Origin of the sequence: Reichenbachiella sp. (genome assembly GCF_039944555.1) — a bacterium.
Classification (GTDB): domain Bacteria; phylum Bacteroidota; class Bacteroidia; order Cytophagales; family Cyclobacteriaceae; genus Reichenbachiella.
The window spans coordinates 975433-991105 of sequence record NZ_JBDUYN010000007.1; the positions used below are offsets into that span (position 1 = coordinate 975433).

At 38.9% G+C, this 15673-nt stretch carries 15 protein-coding genes; all 15 read left to right on the plus strand.

Features of this window, described 5'->3' with window-relative positions; all coding sequences use genetic code 11:
• Window positions 1-78: 78 nt before the first annotated feature.
• The gene (locus ABJD64_RS12690) at window positions 79-450 is read left to right on the plus strand and encodes a nuclear transport factor 2 family protein (protein WP_348179257.1); all 372 of its coding nucleotides are present in this window, start codon (window positions 79-81) and stop codon (window positions 448-450) included.
• 273 nt (window positions 451-723) lie between these two features.
• A complete protein-coding gene (locus ABJD64_RS12695; RefSeq protein WP_348179258.1) occupies window positions 724-2898 on the plus strand; it encodes a methyl-accepting chemotaxis protein in 2175 nt (724 codons plus the stop codon).
• A 55-nt stretch (window positions 2899-2953) separates the two neighbouring features.
• Window positions 2954-3358 (plus strand): GNAT family N-acetyltransferase, encoded by a 405-nt coding sequence (locus ABJD64_RS12700; RefSeq protein WP_348179259.1) that lies wholly within the window; start codon window positions 2954-2956, stop codon window positions 3356-3358.
• Between the two features lie 92 nt (window positions 3359-3450).
• Complete coding sequence (locus ABJD64_RS12705) at window positions 3451-4050, plus strand: hypothetical protein (RefSeq protein WP_348179260.1); 600 nt, start codon at window positions 3451-3453, stop codon at window positions 4048-4050.
• 101 nt (window positions 4051-4151) lie between these two features.
• On the plus strand, window positions 4152-4637 hold the full coding sequence (locus ABJD64_RS12710; protein WP_348179261.1) for a YfiR family protein: 486 nt from the start codon (window positions 4152-4154) through the stop codon (window positions 4635-4637).
• A gap of 356 nt (window positions 4638-4993) precedes the next feature.
• Window positions 4994-5407 carry a hypothetical protein gene (locus ABJD64_RS12715; protein WP_348179262.1) on the plus strand — a complete coding sequence of 138 codons (414 nt, stop codon included), beginning with the start codon at window positions 4994-4996 and terminating at the stop codon, window positions 5405-5407.
• Window positions 5408-5614: 207 nt separating this feature from the next.
• A complete protein-coding gene (locus tag ABJD64_RS12720; protein WP_348179263.1) occupies window positions 5615-6748 on the plus strand; it encodes a serine hydrolase domain-containing protein in 1134 nt (377 codons plus the stop codon).
• Complete coding sequence (locus ABJD64_RS12725) at window positions 6745-7467, plus strand: amino acid racemase (RefSeq protein WP_348179264.1); 723 nt, start codon at window positions 6745-6747, stop codon at window positions 7465-7467. The genes ABJD64_RS12720 and ABJD64_RS12725 overlap by 4 nt, the downstream gene beginning before the upstream one ends.
• 411 nt (window positions 7468-7878) lie before the next feature.
• A complete protein-coding gene (locus tag ABJD64_RS12730) occupies window positions 7879-8694 on the plus strand; it encodes a helix-turn-helix domain-containing protein (RefSeq protein WP_348179265.1) in 816 nt (271 codons plus the stop codon).
• Between the two features lie 76 nt (window positions 8695-8770).
• A complete protein-coding gene (locus ABJD64_RS12735) occupies window positions 8771-9268 on the plus strand; it encodes a VOC family protein (protein WP_348179266.1) in 498 nt (165 codons plus the stop codon).
• Between the two features lie 180 nt (window positions 9269-9448).
• Complete coding sequence (locus tag ABJD64_RS12740) at window positions 9449-9907, plus strand: D-Ala-D-Ala carboxypeptidase family metallohydrolase (protein WP_348179267.1); 459 nt, start codon at window positions 9449-9451, stop codon at window positions 9905-9907.
• A gap of 389 nt (window positions 9908-10296) precedes the next feature.
• Window positions 10297-12993, plus strand: coding sequence for a TonB-dependent receptor (locus ABJD64_RS12745; protein WP_348179268.1), 2697 nt, complete (start codon window positions 10297-10299; stop codon window positions 12991-12993).
• Window positions 12994-12997: 4 nt separating this feature from the next.
• Complete coding sequence (locus ABJD64_RS12750) at window positions 12998-14125, plus strand: DUF4249 domain-containing protein (protein WP_348179269.1); 1128 nt, start codon at window positions 12998-13000, stop codon at window positions 14123-14125.
• A 31-nt stretch (window positions 14126-14156) separates the two neighbouring features.
• A complete protein-coding gene (locus tag ABJD64_RS12755) occupies window positions 14157-14954 on the plus strand; it encodes a hypothetical protein (protein ID WP_348179270.1) in 798 nt (265 codons plus the stop codon).
• Window positions 14955-15224: 270 nt separating this feature from the next.
• Window positions 15225-15671, plus strand: coding sequence for an SRPBCC family protein (locus ABJD64_RS12760; protein ID WP_348179271.1), 447 nt, complete (start codon window positions 15225-15227; stop codon window positions 15669-15671).
• The last annotated feature ends 2 nt before the right edge of the window (window positions 15672-15673 follow it).

A 15673-nucleotide genomic window follows, 5' to 3' on the forward strand; every position in this document is an offset into this window, starting at 1 on the left:
CATTTTTTTCAGCATTTTCGTATCTCTGGATATAAAGAATCGTAGGATCAGTTTTACAAAATTCAAAACTTATCAATTATGAACATCCAGGAAATTGCAAACAAATTAGTAGAACACTGTAGAAATGGTAGCTGGTCAGCAGCTCATCAGGAATTGTATTCAGAAAATGCCGTAAGTCTCGAACCGGCAGGCGCTCCCAATGAGCGGACCGAAGGCATTGATGCCATCACAAAAAAAGGTGAAGAGTTTGACAAGATGGTCGAAAAGGTTCACAGCATCAGTATTTCTGAGCCTTTAGTTGCTGACAGATTTATCACATTTACTACAACGATGGAGGCAGACTTTGTAGGCATGGGAAAGATCACCATTGACGAAGTCAGCGTATATGAGGTGAAAGATGGAAAAATTGTAACCGAACAATTTTTTTATACCCCTGCTCCTCAAGGCTGATTTAAACTGGAGTAAGCGGCATGTTGAATTCAGTCGATTTCAACATGCCACTTCTCTTTTATTTTGACTTTACGCCACCCTATCACTCATTATTTAATTCCTATCCGTATAATCTCCTAGTTGAAAATTGGGTACTTCCGCTTATTGTCTTTCTATATACCTCCATCTTACATTTGCGTAAGTTATTTTTTGAGCTATTTTGTACCGCGAAAAATAAGTCGAAACTAGATCTGCCTTGATTTTGTTAGATCAAGACAAAACAGAACCAACAGTATGATAGAATTAAAAAGCCTGATCAAATTCAATTTTACCATTAGTCGCAAAATCAGGATCAGTTTTTTTATACTGATTGGTGTGATTGTGCTCAATGGCCTCTACACTTCTTATACACTTCGCGAAAGTCTTGGGCTGCTCAACAAAGTTACGGAAGAGGTCTACCCTACGATCAATACCTATAGCGATTTTCGCAATCTCATCAAGGATAGTAAAGCTTATTCCACCAACTGGGTTTATGTAAATCGGTATAAAAAGGACAAAGAAAAGCTCAGAAACATCCATCAAAAGGCCTATCCTGAACTAAAGAAAAAAATACAAACGATCATAGCTAATGCTCAACCGCAGGAAGCTGAGGAAATGAATGCCATCATTACCTCCTTTGAGATTGTTCTTGCGGATCAGCGTGCGGTTATGGAAAATCTGAGCTCAGATTTAGCTTACGATGATGCGATGACACTCTTCATAAGTGAAGACCTCGTGGAAAGCAACATCATCCCGCCCTGTGACGGATTGATTGAAAAATTGGATGCCATTATGTTGATGAAGTCAGAAGAGACCAATAGCATAACGGCTACTATGGAGGATTCCTTTTCTAGCCTTGGCCTTGCCATCTTATTTCTCGGAATTGCAGGTGCTATTTTTGGGTTTATTATTTCTAACTGGCTGGGTTCCAATATCACAAAACCCATCAAGGTTTTACAGGATAAAATCGCTCAAATACGTCTTGGTGTAATCCCAGAGGTCATTACCAAAATGAACAAAGACGAGATTGGCGAAATGAGTCATGGAATCAATTCGCTCATCCAGGGATTCAAGTCTTCGTCTGAATTTGCCAGTGAAATTGGTAAAGGAAATCTGGAAGCACATTTTGAAGCCTTGAGCGAAGACGACGTACTTGGTCATGCCCTGCTCTCCATGCGGTCCAACCTCAAAATAGTAATCAATGAAACCAACGAAGTGGTAAAAGCTGCGGGAGAAGACGGCAAACTTGATGCTAGAATATCGACAGAAGCTAAAGAGGGTGCCTGGTTCGAACTCAGTGAAGCCATCAATCACCTCTTGCATTCGATCGCTACACCTATTTTAGAAGTAAACAAAATCGTGACTGCACTGGCTGAAGGAGATTTGACCCACAAGTACCTGCTTGAATCCAAAGGTGATATCTACACACTTGTGAGCAACCTGAATAAAGCCACAGCAAATTTGAACAAGCTTTTATTGAAAATTAGTGACAGTGCGCAAGTGGTGGAAGAAGCCTCTACTGAGATGCTCAATGCAAGCGAAGAAATGACTGCCAATACAGGCGAGATTGCCTCCGCCATTGGCCAGATGAGTTCTGGTGCTCAAAACCAAGTGGTAAAAGTAGATGAGTCGTCCAATCTGGTGGAAGGCATTCGCAATTCTTCTAATGAGATGGGCAATACGGCATCCAACATCAACGAAGCAGCTAAGTCTGGTGTAGAGAGTAGTAAAAAGGGAAAGGAAATGGTGGACAATGTGGCCACCAGTATGGAAGAAATATCTTCTTATTCTGCCAAAACCAATGATTCGATCAAGGTCCTGACACAAAGGTCAGAAGAGATTACCAGGGTGCTTGGTGTAATTACTGAGATTGCCTCTCAAACCAACCTACTTGCTTTGAATGCAGCGATTGAAGCCGCTCAGGCTGGTGATGCAGGCCGGGGATTTGCTGTTGTGGCCGAAGAAATAAGAAAATTGGCTGAAGATTCAAGAAGTTCGGCGAGAGAAATCGAAACGCTGGTGGCCGACGTGCAAACAGACACGGAGCAAGCCGCTCAGGTGATGGAAACGATGAATCAAAGTGTGAAAGTCGGCGGACAAGCCTCTAGCCAGGCTTCTGAGGTATTCAAGGAAATCACAGAATCAACGAGCAGTACACTTTCTTTTTCAGAAGAAATTGTAAATGCGACTAAACTTCAGCAAACCAACATTGGCAGAGTAGTATCTATCACGGAGTCAGTAGTAGTCATTGCCGAACAAACAGCTGCGGGTACTGAAGAAGTAGCAAGTTCGGCTACGGAACTCTCCTCGGGCATGGAAAATTACAGTCAGAAATCCGAGCAATTGACCCACGTAGCTAAGGAGTTGAAAAATAGTGTAAGCAGATTCAAGCTGTCCGAACTAGCACCTGTGGATGAGGCCTTGGCGTGAAACAACGTGGCTTTCGCTTTGTCCTGACGTTAGATTGAATAATAGCTGAACTATAATGGAAATAAGAAGCATTTCTTACGAAATGACCTGGAGCATCAGGCAAGCAGCTATGTGGCCAAACGAATCGATTGCATATGTTATGCTGCCGAATGACAAGGAAGGCTCCCACTTTGGTCTTTTTGTCAATGATCAAATGGTTTCCGTCATTTCTATATTCATTACTGATGGTCATGCTCAGTTTAGAAAATTTGCAACTTTAGATGCTGAACAAGGTAAAGGCTACGGCTCGAAACTCTTAAACCATATTTTTCTTGAGTTGGCTAAATCTGAAATTACAAAGGTTTGGTGTAACGCCAGAGCCGATAAAACCGATTTTTATGAACGGTTTGGTATGATTCAGACGGAAAAGAGATTTGACAAAGGAGGAATAAATTATGTGATAATGGAAAAATCCATCTAACAAAGTGGACTTTTGAGGAAGTCTCCTTTACCCCATCTGGGTATTTCGAAACATACGATTAATTTAGCCACTTCTAAAACCGAATGACCTGAATGGAAAAAGCCACCAAAGCGGATGAAGAACTGATTATCGATATCATTGCAGAATCCTTTCCTTCCAATCCCAGCGTACTTTCAATCATCAAAAACGACAAAAAGGAACCGCAACGCATGCGCTGGCTTGCCAGATATGTTTTCAGAACGGCGTTAAAAAAGGATGGTATTTTCTTATCCGCTGATCGCACAGGTGTAGCCGTGTGCTATCGGTTCAACAGTCATAAGGAATCCTTAATGGACTATTGGAATCAATTGGTTCTAGCCTTCACCGCCATAGGCATCGAGCGAATATTCAAGGTTTTGAAACGGGACATTTATGTCAAAAACAAAAGGCCCAAATCAGGTGATTTTCTCTACTTCTGGTTTTTTGGCGTCAGCAACAAAGGAAAAGGGCGAGGCGCCGCTCATGAACTGAAAGAGGTCGTTTTCTCTGAAGCCAAAAGGCAAAACCTGCCGATCTATCTAGAGACATCCATCGCTCAGAACAAAAGAGTGTATGAACGCTATGGCTTTGAGGTGTACCACACCTGGGATTACAAAAGCGAAGGCATTACCCTTTGGTTTATGCGTAACCAAAAATTTACGCATTTACCCTAGAGAATTCGGTGAATACCCTATTGATCATGGTCACAAAGCTCAACACCTTTGCGCAACCATAAACCTGACTTTGCTTTAGGATCTAAATAAAACTTGCAGCTATGAAATCAATTACGGTCATTGCCCTTTGCATGACACTCAGTTTTTCCGCCTGGTCAGGCGAAATGGACAAACACAAGGCGTTGCTCATCTATAAATTCACGGAATACATCGTATGGCCAGACACACCGGATAAAATCACGGTAGGCGTCTTAGGCGATTCACCCATTTATGATGAGCTGGTTCGGTTTGCTGCTCGCAAAGAAAATCTGGAAGTCATCAAATTGACCAGCACAAAGGATGCGGACCAATGTCAACTAGTGTATCTATCCAAAGCACAAGGAGGACTGATGAAACCACTGTTTGCCAGTCTATACCAAACAAGCGTATTACTTGTCAGTGAGGACAAAAGCCACATCCAGAAGGGCGCCAATGCCGTGGTGTATGAATCCGAAGGTAAGCTGAGCTACATTATGAACGAGCAATCGATCAAAATCAAGGGCATGATTCCAAGCAGACGCCTGGCGTCACTGGCTCAATCTTTCTAATCAGGGATTTATTTGACCCTTTTAGCTTCAAATATAATTGAAAGAGGAGATCATAGGCATCAGAAATGTAAAACCCCACCGGAGAACTGCCGTCAAGCTATTTTAGGACTACACAATTGCGGTTAAAAAATTCTACGGAGTATCGGTTCGGATTCGCAACACATCCAAAACTTCTGCGGAGCTCCCGCTTCGCGCCCTTGTTGGTCACAAGGCCAATTATGGTGAAAACGTCACGTTAGTGCAAATCCAAAAAAGGAAGTAACGGGCGTAAATGGCTATTATCTCTATATATTTAGTGAGATAAACGCCATTAATGGCGTTTACCTTATGGTTGTGTGGCATTAAAGACACCAAATATGAAATCATTACTAATTCTCTTATTCATCAGCACATTAGTGTCCTGTGTATCAACGAAAGATCAAAAGACAGATCCAAATCTGACAAATAATAATGCATCCCATTCTTTGAACAAGGATATTTCCGACCTAACCTTTTCCACTTCGTTATCAGAGTTTATACAAACTATGGAATTAAAAAAGCTGTGTAACCCTGTTAAACTGCATGTTATTTTCTCTGTCGACACAATTGGAAAAATTTCTGACCCCGATTTTAGACCCTCACAATACGACCAAGATGATTGCGAAATAGATACAGTTTATCTCGAAAAGTTAAAAGTTGAATTTGAAAAAAGTATGCCCCTATGGAAACTTACAAATATGAGCGATACGACAACTAAGGCCAGGTATTCAATACCCGTCACCTTTGACTGAAAAATAAAACAAACGCCACACAACAAGGTGTAAAAATGTATTGAAACGGCTTTTACATAAGCCATTTCGTCCTCATCGACGCTCAACAAACCTTACGTTTGTACAAATCCAAAAAGGGAGTAACCGGCATAAATGGCTATTATCTCTATATATTAGTGGGATAAGCATTAAAGGTGATCATCTTATAGTTATGATCAATTCTAATACATGAAAAATATCTTATTATCGATATTGTTCCTTAACCTATATGGGTGCAATAGCTCATCAACTCCCGATAAGGAAATAGTCAATACCGTAGATTTAATTCTTGATGAATTTGAATGGCAGCTGCAAAAAGATCTTCGAGATGACAATCTTAATGGAAGTTTTTCCATGGCAATTATCAAAGGGGATAAGGTTATTCGTTCGAAAGCATTTGGGAAATCCGATTTACAAGACTTAGAGGCTGACACAAGTAATATTTACCGCATTGGATCGATCTCTAAATCATTCACTGCATTCCTTATGATGCAATTGGTACAAGATAGCATCATAGGGTTAGATGAACCCATTGAGAAATATCTACCTGAGGTTAAGAAAATAAAAGGGTACTCAGACTCCACTAAATTTACATTCCGTCAATTGGCCAGCCATACTTCGGGATTAGCTCATCTGCCAAAATTACCTTTTCGAAAAGGTCATGTCGATGATTGGGAATCTATGCTGATGGAATGTCTTCCTGCGACTCATTTCGTGTCAATTCCGAATCAGCAATATTCTTATTCAAATATTGGCTTTGGAATTCTTGGGTTAGCCATTTCGAATGCAGCGAACAAACCATTTGTAGAATTAATGGAAAACAGAATATTCAAACCCTTGAACATGAATAGCAGTTTCTATCTAATCCCAGAGGGTAGAATGGATAAATTGGCTCATGGAAGGTCGGGCGGACCTATGGGTGGTTTTGATGATCGAAAACCCAGAGAGCGGCTTTCTGGCAGAGGTTGGTCGGTTCCTAACGGAGGGATTTTTTCAACCGCGAATGACTTGGCCAAATTCATGCACTGCAATATTGGTTATTCCGAGCTATTGAATAATGATAATTTAGTATTGATGCAAACATCTCAAACTCCTCAAGGAAAATGGCATGAAAACTATGGTATTGGATTTACGCTATACCAAGACAGTATTATTTCTACAGTCGGGCATCAAGGTGGAACCGCAGGCTATAGAGCCAATTTTCTTTTTGAAAAGGAATCTGAATATGGCGTGATTTTATTAAGAAATTACAACTCGGGGACAACGGATTTGAATTTACGCTCTACGATACTTTTAAGAAAACTAAAGAAGGCCAAAGAATGACGGATAAAACAAAAATGCGAATACTTGGTTTAATCGGCGGAACTTCATGGCATTCTACTGCTGAATATTATCGAAATATAAATCAGTCTGTAAATGATTATTTCGGAGACAACACCAACCCTCCATTATTGCTTTTTAATCTTAATCAGTCATTGGTACATCGCTATCAAATAGAAGATAAATGGGAGAAGATAGCCGACCTGATTGTTGATGGCGGTTTGCGACTGCAAAAAGCGGGTGCTGAATCTCTCCTATTATGTGCCAATACTCCGCATAAAGTCTTCGAAATAGTGGAAGATCAATTGAGTATACCCATTATTCATATTGCAGACGCAACTGCCAGGGTCATTAAGCGCCAGAACCTCAGTAGCGTTTGTTTCTTAGGTACAAAATTTTCGATGGAAGAAGAGTTTATTACCAGCAGAATTTCAAAATACGATATTGATGTTTTGGTACCTCCTGACAGTAAAACTATTGAGGAATTGCATAGAATTATTCAGAAGGAGTTGACCTATGGAGAAATTATCATGTCGTCTAAAAAGTTTGTATTGGACTTCATTAAGTCAATGATCAACTCTGGTGCTGAAGGTGTAATTTTGGGTTGCACGGAGTTTCCTCTTTTAATTACTCAAGCTGATATATCTATTCCGATATTTAATACAACTGAGATTCACTCAAAAGCCGCCACTGAGTATATTCTGAACTTGAATAATAAGTGATTCTTCATGCCCTTACGGGTCTTGTGACCAACGAGTCTTATTCACCGAACGAAATATTCTTATCATATGTCAGAAAAGCGTATTTCGTATTTTCAATGATCAAAATCGTACTTTAAAACAAGATGTAGTTGGTAGCAGTACCATCTATCGCGACAGAACGGCACTCAACAATAGATAAAAAAGCTCCTTTGATTCAATTCGAAAGTTCATTGGTTTATGGAAAATCAACCCAGTATAATTTAAATTTAGAAATCGGTCTTGGCTCTTAGGTGAAAGAAAGCATAGTGCTATTCATTCCTTATCTTTTTGTCCTGGATCCGTGATTACTGGCTTTTGGAATGTCCAGTGCGTTCTACTCTATATTCTTGATGGTCACACGATGTACATCACTCTAAAAAAACTAAATAGTCAATGAATTATCAAACATTTCAACCACACCCAGACTTAAGAGCTTTAGTCAAATATTATTGGACTTTAGAGGTCCCGTTTGATCCAAGTAACCAAAAACAAAAACTCATTCCTGACGGTTGTATTGAAATGACGTTTAATCTTGGAGATAAGATTAAGCGATATACATCTAAAAGCGAATTTATACTACACCCCTGTGCCATGGTTATGGGGCAAAGAACAAAATCATATTACATCGAACCAACGGGAGATGTTCGATCATTTGCCATCTGTTTTTATCCATACGGTTTTGCCAACTTTTTAAACACTCCTATCAAAAGTTTGACAGACAAAGAAACGCCAGTTGAAGATCTTTTTGGGAAAATTCCAGCAAAGGAATTGGAACAAAAAATTATTCGTGCCACCAATACTCAGCTCCGAATTGAAATTATTGAGGAGTTTCTATTTAACAAACTCAATGATAAAAACACTATCGATAATATCGTGAAAACCACGATTGACACCCTTTTAGAAACCAGGGGTAACTCTTCAATAAACAGCATCTTGAAAAACGATTTATCAAAAAGAAGACAACTTGAAAGAAAGTTTTCAAATCAAATCGGAATCAGTCCCAAACAGTTAGGTAAAGTAATTCGCTTGCAAGCTGCGTTGAACATGCTACTCAATAAAGGGCCGGAGAGCCTAACTCATATTGCCTATGAAAGTGGATACTATGACCAGGCACATTTCATAAAAGACTTTAAAGAATTCACGAAAACTAATCCAAGCGAGTTTTTAGAAAATGAAAACATGGCCCTTTCTACAATTTTCTACCAATAGATTATGCGTGTCGCATTTTTACAATTTCGTTTTTCATTAGTCATCTAATTTTGTCCTGACACCACAATTATGAACCATGAGGAAAACAATTCTAAGTCTTTATATAGTAATAGGAGCTTTATGCTTTGTTGCTTGTACAAACAAAAACAACTCAAATTCAGAAGCACTTAAGATGGATTCAACCTTAAATCAAAATGTAAAAAATATGAACAGTTATATTTCCATTTTCGAAATTCCAGCCACAGACATTTCACGGGCTATTAAATTTTATCAGGCAATATTGGACCTTAAAATTGAAAAAATGGATATTCCTGGAATGCAAATGGGTGTTTTACCTTATGAAGGACAATTGGTTACAGGAGTTATTATTCAAGGAGAGGGATACCAACCTTCGTCTAACGGAATAACCATATATCTCAATGCTGGCGAAAATCTTCAAATCATATTAAACAAGGTGGAGAAAAATGGTGGGAAAATTATGGTTCCTAAAACTCAGCATGCTGATGAAAACGGATATTTTGCATTGTTTATTGATTCGGAAGGAAATAAAATGGGATTAAATTCCTCGAATTGATTTAAGAAAAACGCAAAGACACAACGAGGTCTAAAATCAATAGTGATTCGAATTTGCATCCGAACCGACTTTTGTATTTAATTCAGTATATTAATTTCCAAAAAGTAAGAGCGTTCTATTTCACTCCTGCTCTTATAATAAACGTAAGTTATCATTCTGTGTGAGAAGAAATTCATTAGTTTGAAAAAGTTAATTAGAAGAATCCTATTACTCAATTTAATTCTAATTGTAAGCGGAATTATTTTCTTTTTCTCCTATTCCAACTCACTGAATGGGGTTAATCATACGACACTTGGCTATTACGAACAACTAAAAGGTGAGCTAAAAAACAAGGGATTCAAACCGAGTTTAGTAGTGATTAGTGCCAAAAGAGCGAATTGGCATAACTCATTACTAACTTCTTTCGGAGCTGCTTCAAACAGTCAACATCTAACAGGAACTGCAATTGACATTATGGTACTTGACGTAAATGAAGATGGGAGAATGAACGATAAGGATGTGAACGTTGTAGTCAGTATATTAGAAGGGCTAATTGGCTCTAAGGGAGGAATTGGAACCTACAAGATGGAATATTTGATATGGAACCGTCAGATGGTTCATTTTGACAGCAGAGGAAATAAAGCTAGGTGGAATAGATGACCACAAATAACTAACAGATGCTAAAATCCCATAGACCAATGAGCTACGTGCAAAGAGCATTTGAAACTGATCTTCATATCCGCTAGATTATAGATATTAATCAATCCAGAGGTACATGCCATATCTGGAATGTTATCGGGAAGGGCTTATCATCCAATATGACCGCCTTGCCATTTGGAACCGCTGCAAGCTTCGACAGATTTTAACTAGTTTAGTACCATTCACTCCTACTGAGCATACTTACCTCAACTGATCGTTAGCAACAATTGCTCTGATAGTTGTAATTATTTTGGGGGCTTTTTAGGGGTCTTCTGATTATTAGTTGTTAGATTTTTGGCCGGTTAGCACGGCCAACAAAAAAAAACCAAATTCGTAGACTCATAGCCTTTATGGTCAATTCTGATTTCCCCTCGTTCTATCGTTTAAAACGATTAACATTATTTCTATGCTTTTTTTTATACCTGGGACCATTATTCTCACAAGATTTAAAGTCTGTTTACATTGACCCATCTGCCAATGGTGTAGGTATTAAAGACTATTTGTCTCAGGTCGAAAAGGATTACAATGTCGATTTTATTTTTGATGAGGATAAATTTGGAAACTTTGGCATGAATGGCTTGGTCTTTCGACGAAAGTTGCTTGACTATCTGCATATATATTTTGATGCGTTCGAACTAAAGCTGGTATTGATAAAACCTAACGTCGCCGTAATAATACCGAGCGACCTCGTAAATAAATTCAGCCCAAAAAACGGATTTTTAGCACTAAAGCAACCCATACCGGGGAAAATTAACCTTACTGGTGAAATATATGATATTGATTTAAATGAACCCTTAATCGGCGCTCAAATTGTGGTTGAATCTGTGAATGTTGGAGGCATCACTAACCTCGACGGGAATTTTTCTATCAATTATAACACGAATGACAAATACAACATTGTCCGTACCCAATACAAGGGTTTTGATTCATATTTACAACTCGTAGCTTACAGTGAATATGGTGATGATAAGATGCCTCGAACATCACTTTATCCTTCTATAACGAAATTGGAAGATGTTATTATTCGGGCTCATAGCATTGATCGTAATGTAAGTGGCAAATTAACTGGTATTGAGAATCTAGGTATTGAAAGCATAAAATCACTACCAACATTTATGGGTGAAGTCGATCTAATAAATGGATTAACCACATTACCAGGAGTAAGTACCGTAGGTGAACTGGCATCAGGATTCAATGTTCGAGGTGGGAATTTGGGCCAAAATCTAATTCGCCAGGACGGTGCGATAATTTATAACCCCTCTCATCTTTTTGGCTTTTATTCAGCGTTCAATCCAGATATAGTTGATGATGTTACCCTTATCAAAGGAGGGGGAAATGCTCGATTTGGCTCCAGGGTTTCATCCATAATGGACGTTACGTTACGAAATGGTGAAACAAGAAATTATCATATCAACGGTGGGTTAGGCATGGTATCCAGTCGAATATCGGTTGAAGGCCCGTTGATCAAAAATAAGTCCTCATTTATTTTGGGAGGACGCATATCTTATGCCGACTGGGCCCTGGATATAACTAAAGATGTTCAGCTTACTCAAAGCTCGGCCGACTTTGGTGATGTAACAGCAAAGCTATTTCAGATGATAGATGAAAATAACTTTATTTCACTATCCGGTTATGCAAGTTTTGACAGTTTTTCATTAGCCAGCGATTCGCTTTTTTCTTGGGGCAATAGAAGCCTAGCCCTTAAGTGGGGTCACAATTTTAATTCCAATACAGATTCGCAATTGACGCTAGCAGTAAGTAAATACAACTCTGAGTTGCATAATAAAGATGGAATTGAGGGATTTATTTATAAGAATGGAATTACCAGTACCAACCTTATCTACAATGTAGAATCAAAAATTTCAGAGAATAAACAAATTAATTACGGGTTAGAAGCTAATTACTCCAAGATAAACCCTGGAGAATCACGGAATACCGTTGAATTAAGTAATGTATTGGAATTCGATATTGATGACCATAAATCTTTAGAAACTGCCTTATTCGCGCAATACAGTTGGGACATCACCACCAACTTTGCCGTCTCGGCCGGATTGAGATATTCCCAATTTTACAGATTTGGTAAAGGCTTGGTATATGAATATGATTATAACCTGACCAATTCTCAATTTCCGGAAAAACGTGATTCAGTTAATTATGGAGCTAATGAATTGATCGAATTTCAGCATGGTCTTGAGCCCAGGGTTTCGCTGAGATACAAATTAAATAATTCTACATCTTTAAAGGCAAGTTATTACCGCACCTATCAATACATCCATTTAATCTCAAATACGACTTCGTCAAGTCCGCTTGACTATTGGTTATCCGGTGGACCAAATCTAGATCCCCAAATTGGAGACCAGTTTTCACTTGGAGTTTTTAAGAATTTCCAAGAAGACAAGTATGAATTATCTGCAGAGGGATATTATAAAGATGTTAAAAACACCATTGACTATATAGAAGGAGCTGAAGTCAAACTCAGCGAATCAATAGAAGGAAATTTAATTCAAGGAAATGGGATTGCATATGGAGTGGAATTTTTAGCCAGAAAAAATACCGGGCAACTAAACGGATGGTTATCCTATACCTATTCAAGAAGTTTATTACGGTTTAACTCGGCCTATGATATCTTAACTGTGAACGATGGAGATTTATATCCATCGCAGTATGATCAGCCACATAATTTGTCAGTGGTACTGAACTATACTGCTTCTAAAATCTTATCGATTTCAGCAAACTTTAGTTATGCAACGGGCCGGCCGATTACGGTGCCAATCTCCAAATTTTCATATGGTGGATACCCTACTGTGAATTCATATTCACAAAGAAACGAGTTTAGGGTTCCTGGTTATCATAGGTTGGATTTGTCTGTAACATTAAAAGGAGAACATCCCGAAAAAAGATTTCAAGGAGAATGGGTGCTTTCGATTTTTAACGTCTATGGAAGAAACAATGTATTTGCGGTGTCTTTTGATGAATTTGGCCGAGCAAGTAAAGTTTCAATAGTTGGTAACATGTTCCCGTCATTGTCATATAATTTTAAGTTTTAAAGGAATGAATAGAGTTTTAATTTTTCTACTGTTATTGGCCTCGTGTGTGGAACCGTTTGACTTCAATCGAAACAACCTTGATCCACAGCTGGTAATAGAGGCCTATGTTTCTGACATTTCCTATAACGAATCCCTGGCAGCCCCATCTAATGGAAGATATTTTGAGGTTAAATTGAAATGGACCCGACCTGTTAGCAAAATAGTTGATGACAGGATCACGCCCTTTGCTGACGTCAAATTAATAGATGACCAGAACACCGAATGGACGTATCATGAAAATATCAATAAGTGGGGAACTTATATTTTATTTGACCAGGATTTCAAGGCATGCGATGATAGAATGTACAAGCTTCAAGTCACAACACAAGATGATTTCATCTATGAATCAGCTTGGGAGAAATTACCATCATTAACTTCAAGTCCGGTTGAAGATATATGGTTTGAAGAAGATGACATAAAAACGTACTACTACCCTGCAGGTGAAGAAAAAATTAGAGATAAAAAGATCATCAATGTATCAACCACCATCCCAACTAATCCAGATGGACAAGTCCGGTACTACAAATGGGAATATTATCCCATGTGGGTTTATGAAGCCCCTTTGGCAGTTGGTGCATTTAGTCCGTTTAGAAAATGCTGGATTACCAATTCTTTGTATCTCAATGAATACGCGTTGCAAGAGGATGTTGTAGGAGGTACCGAACAAGTGCTATTCAGTATAGACATTGAAAAAAATGATAGGCTATATACAAACTTTTCAGTATTGGTATATCAACAAAGCACTTCTAAGGACTATTTCTATTTTTCTCAATTGATGCAAGAACAAAATAAACCGAACGGAATTTTCGACACGCCACCAGCAAATCTGCCGACCAATTTTACCTGCATAAACGATCCCTCTAAAAAACCTGTTGGCTATTTCGGAGTCGTAAGCGAAACGACAAGACGATGGTACTTTAACAAAGACGAACTATCCTATTTCGTGGAAAACCCTCTTAGGGAGAATTGTCTTGCGAAATTTAATAGACCTCAAGATCCGCCGGATCCTGCAGAGGAATGTTTGAGTTGTCTATCATATGAAAAAAGAGAGACTGCAACATTGACTGAACCTAGTTGGTGGATAGGAAATTGATTTGAAAGAGAGCCAAAAACAACAAACGAAGATGAGAGCGATTAAACTACTATTGGTGATTATAACATATACTTTGTTATTCAGTGGGTGTGATGAGCAGCAGGATGAGATATCTCCATTTACATGGTCATGGAACGATACCGCAAGATCATTCGGAGAAATCGATATAACACCAGGTACAACCACAGATGTTGTTTTGGAAATTCCTGATCCGCCATATGAATATGCATTTAGAGTGATTGCGCCCAAGGTAATCGACGAGGTAAATGGTAATCCCTTGGTATTTTCGATGCACGGAGGAGTTGGAGGTGCTGGTAGAGAAGCTCATAAAAGTACTCAATGCATTGAGGCAGCTCTGGAGAGCATTAATGCTTTCGTAATAAGCCCAAATGCTGATAAAGCACAATGGTATACTTTTCACAATCAAAATAAGATGGCTAGAATCATAACTCTCGCTGTAAGAAATTGGCCAATAGATACTGCCAAGATGGTGGCGACAGGATATAGTGACGGGGGAAACGGCACTTGGTTTTTAGCGGAAAATTACCCTAATGTGTTTTCTGCCGGAATTGCACTCGCAAGTTCGTACAACACGTTGACAACACAAGGTTCAGCTCGCAAAATTGAAACTCCACTATATGTAATTCATAGCTCGGCAGATGAGCTTTTTCCATTGGCTCAAACCCAAGACTGGGTCAACCAAACCATTGCTGTAGGAAGTGAAATAGAATTCGTAGTTGCCGATGGACTGTCTCATTATGCACCATGTGATTATACAGACCATTTTGAAGATGCAGTACAATGGTTGGAACAGGAAGTGTGGCAATAATTAAAGATTAGACTACCTGTAAAAACCCTTTTTGAATTCCATCAATTGAAAGTCCGAATACCTACCAGAAACTTATTAAGCGCCTAAAAAAGGAAGCGAACATTTTCTTGCGTTGAGACCACCAAAAGTTTGGGAAAAACTCCCAATCATTAATTCTCAACCCCAATCTGCTGATTGTGACCCAACATTAAAGGTCTTTTCAGATATTCACTGTTCACTGTCCTTTTCAAGCAAGTCGATTCGTCATAGTCAAGAACACAAAGGACCAATATGACATTAGACGTATCAACAGAAATAATAATTGACCATCCGATTGACAAAGTAGCAGCATATGCCTCCAACCCTGACCATGTTCAGGAATGGTATGTGAATATCAAATCTGTGGAATGGAAAACCAAGAAGCCACTGATTGAAGGGTCTCGAGTAGCTTTCAAAGCGAAATTTCTTGGACGCACACTGGCTTATACTTATGAATTCTCAGAATTAGAACTCAGTAGACGGTTGGTTATGAAAACTTTCGAAGGTCCATTTCCAATGGAAACCATCTATACTTGGGAAGCCATTGACCCTCAGACCACACGAATGACGCTTAGAAACCGAGGGATTCCTTCTGGCTTTTCAAGGTTATTTGCTCCATTAATGGCCTCCGCAATTAAAAGAGCCAATAGCAAAGACCTTGAAAATTTAAAATGTATTCTTGAGGACTCTGCTTACTAGTT

What these genes read in the sequence shown, in the direction of transcription:
- ABJD64_RS12690 (WP_348179257.1), top strand. Translation starts at nt 79, where the DNA reads ATGAACATCCAGGAAATTGCAAACAAATTAGTAGAACACTGTAGAAAT.
- ABJD64_RS12695 (WP_348179258.1), top strand. Translation starts at nt 724, where the DNA reads ATGATAGAATTAAAAAGCCTGATCAAATTCAATTTTACCATTAGTCGC.
- ABJD64_RS12700 (WP_348179259.1), top strand. Translation starts at nt 2,954, where the DNA reads ATGGAAATAAGAAGCATTTCTTACGAAATGACCTGGAGCATCAGGCAA.
- ABJD64_RS12705 (WP_348179260.1), top strand. Translation starts at nt 3,451, where the DNA reads ATGGAAAAAGCCACCAAAGCGGATGAAGAACTGATTATCGATATCATT.
- ABJD64_RS12710 (WP_348179261.1), top strand. Translation starts at nt 4,152, where the DNA reads ATGAAATCAATTACGGTCATTGCCCTTTGCATGACACTCAGTTTTTCC.
- ABJD64_RS12715 (WP_348179262.1), top strand. Translation starts at nt 4,994, where the DNA reads ATGAAATCATTACTAATTCTCTTATTCATCAGCACATTAGTGTCCTGT.
- ABJD64_RS12720 (WP_348179263.1), top strand. Translation starts at nt 5,615, where the DNA reads ATGAAAAATATCTTATTATCGATATTGTTCCTTAACCTATATGGGTGC.
- ABJD64_RS12725 (WP_348179264.1), top strand. Translation starts at nt 6,745, where the DNA reads ATGACGGATAAAACAAAAATGCGAATACTTGGTTTAATCGGCGGAACT.
- ABJD64_RS12730 (WP_348179265.1), top strand. Translation starts at nt 7,879, where the DNA reads ATGAATTATCAAACATTTCAACCACACCCAGACTTAAGAGCTTTAGTC.
- ABJD64_RS12735 (WP_348179266.1), top strand. Translation starts at nt 8,771, where the DNA reads ATGAGGAAAACAATTCTAAGTCTTTATATAGTAATAGGAGCTTTATGC.
- ABJD64_RS12745 (WP_348179268.1), top strand. Translation starts at nt 10,297, where the DNA reads ATGGTCAATTCTGATTTCCCCTCGTTCTATCGTTTAAAACGATTAACA.
- ABJD64_RS12750 (WP_348179269.1), top strand. Translation starts at nt 12,998, where the DNA reads ATGAATAGAGTTTTAATTTTTCTACTGTTATTGGCCTCGTGTGTGGAA.
- ABJD64_RS12755 (WP_348179270.1), top strand. Translation starts at nt 14,157, where the DNA reads ATGAGAGCGATTAAACTACTATTGGTGATTATAACATATACTTTGTTA.
- ABJD64_RS12760 (WP_348179271.1), top strand. Translation starts at nt 15,225, where the DNA reads ATGACATTAGACGTATCAACAGAAATAATAATTGACCATCCGATTGAC.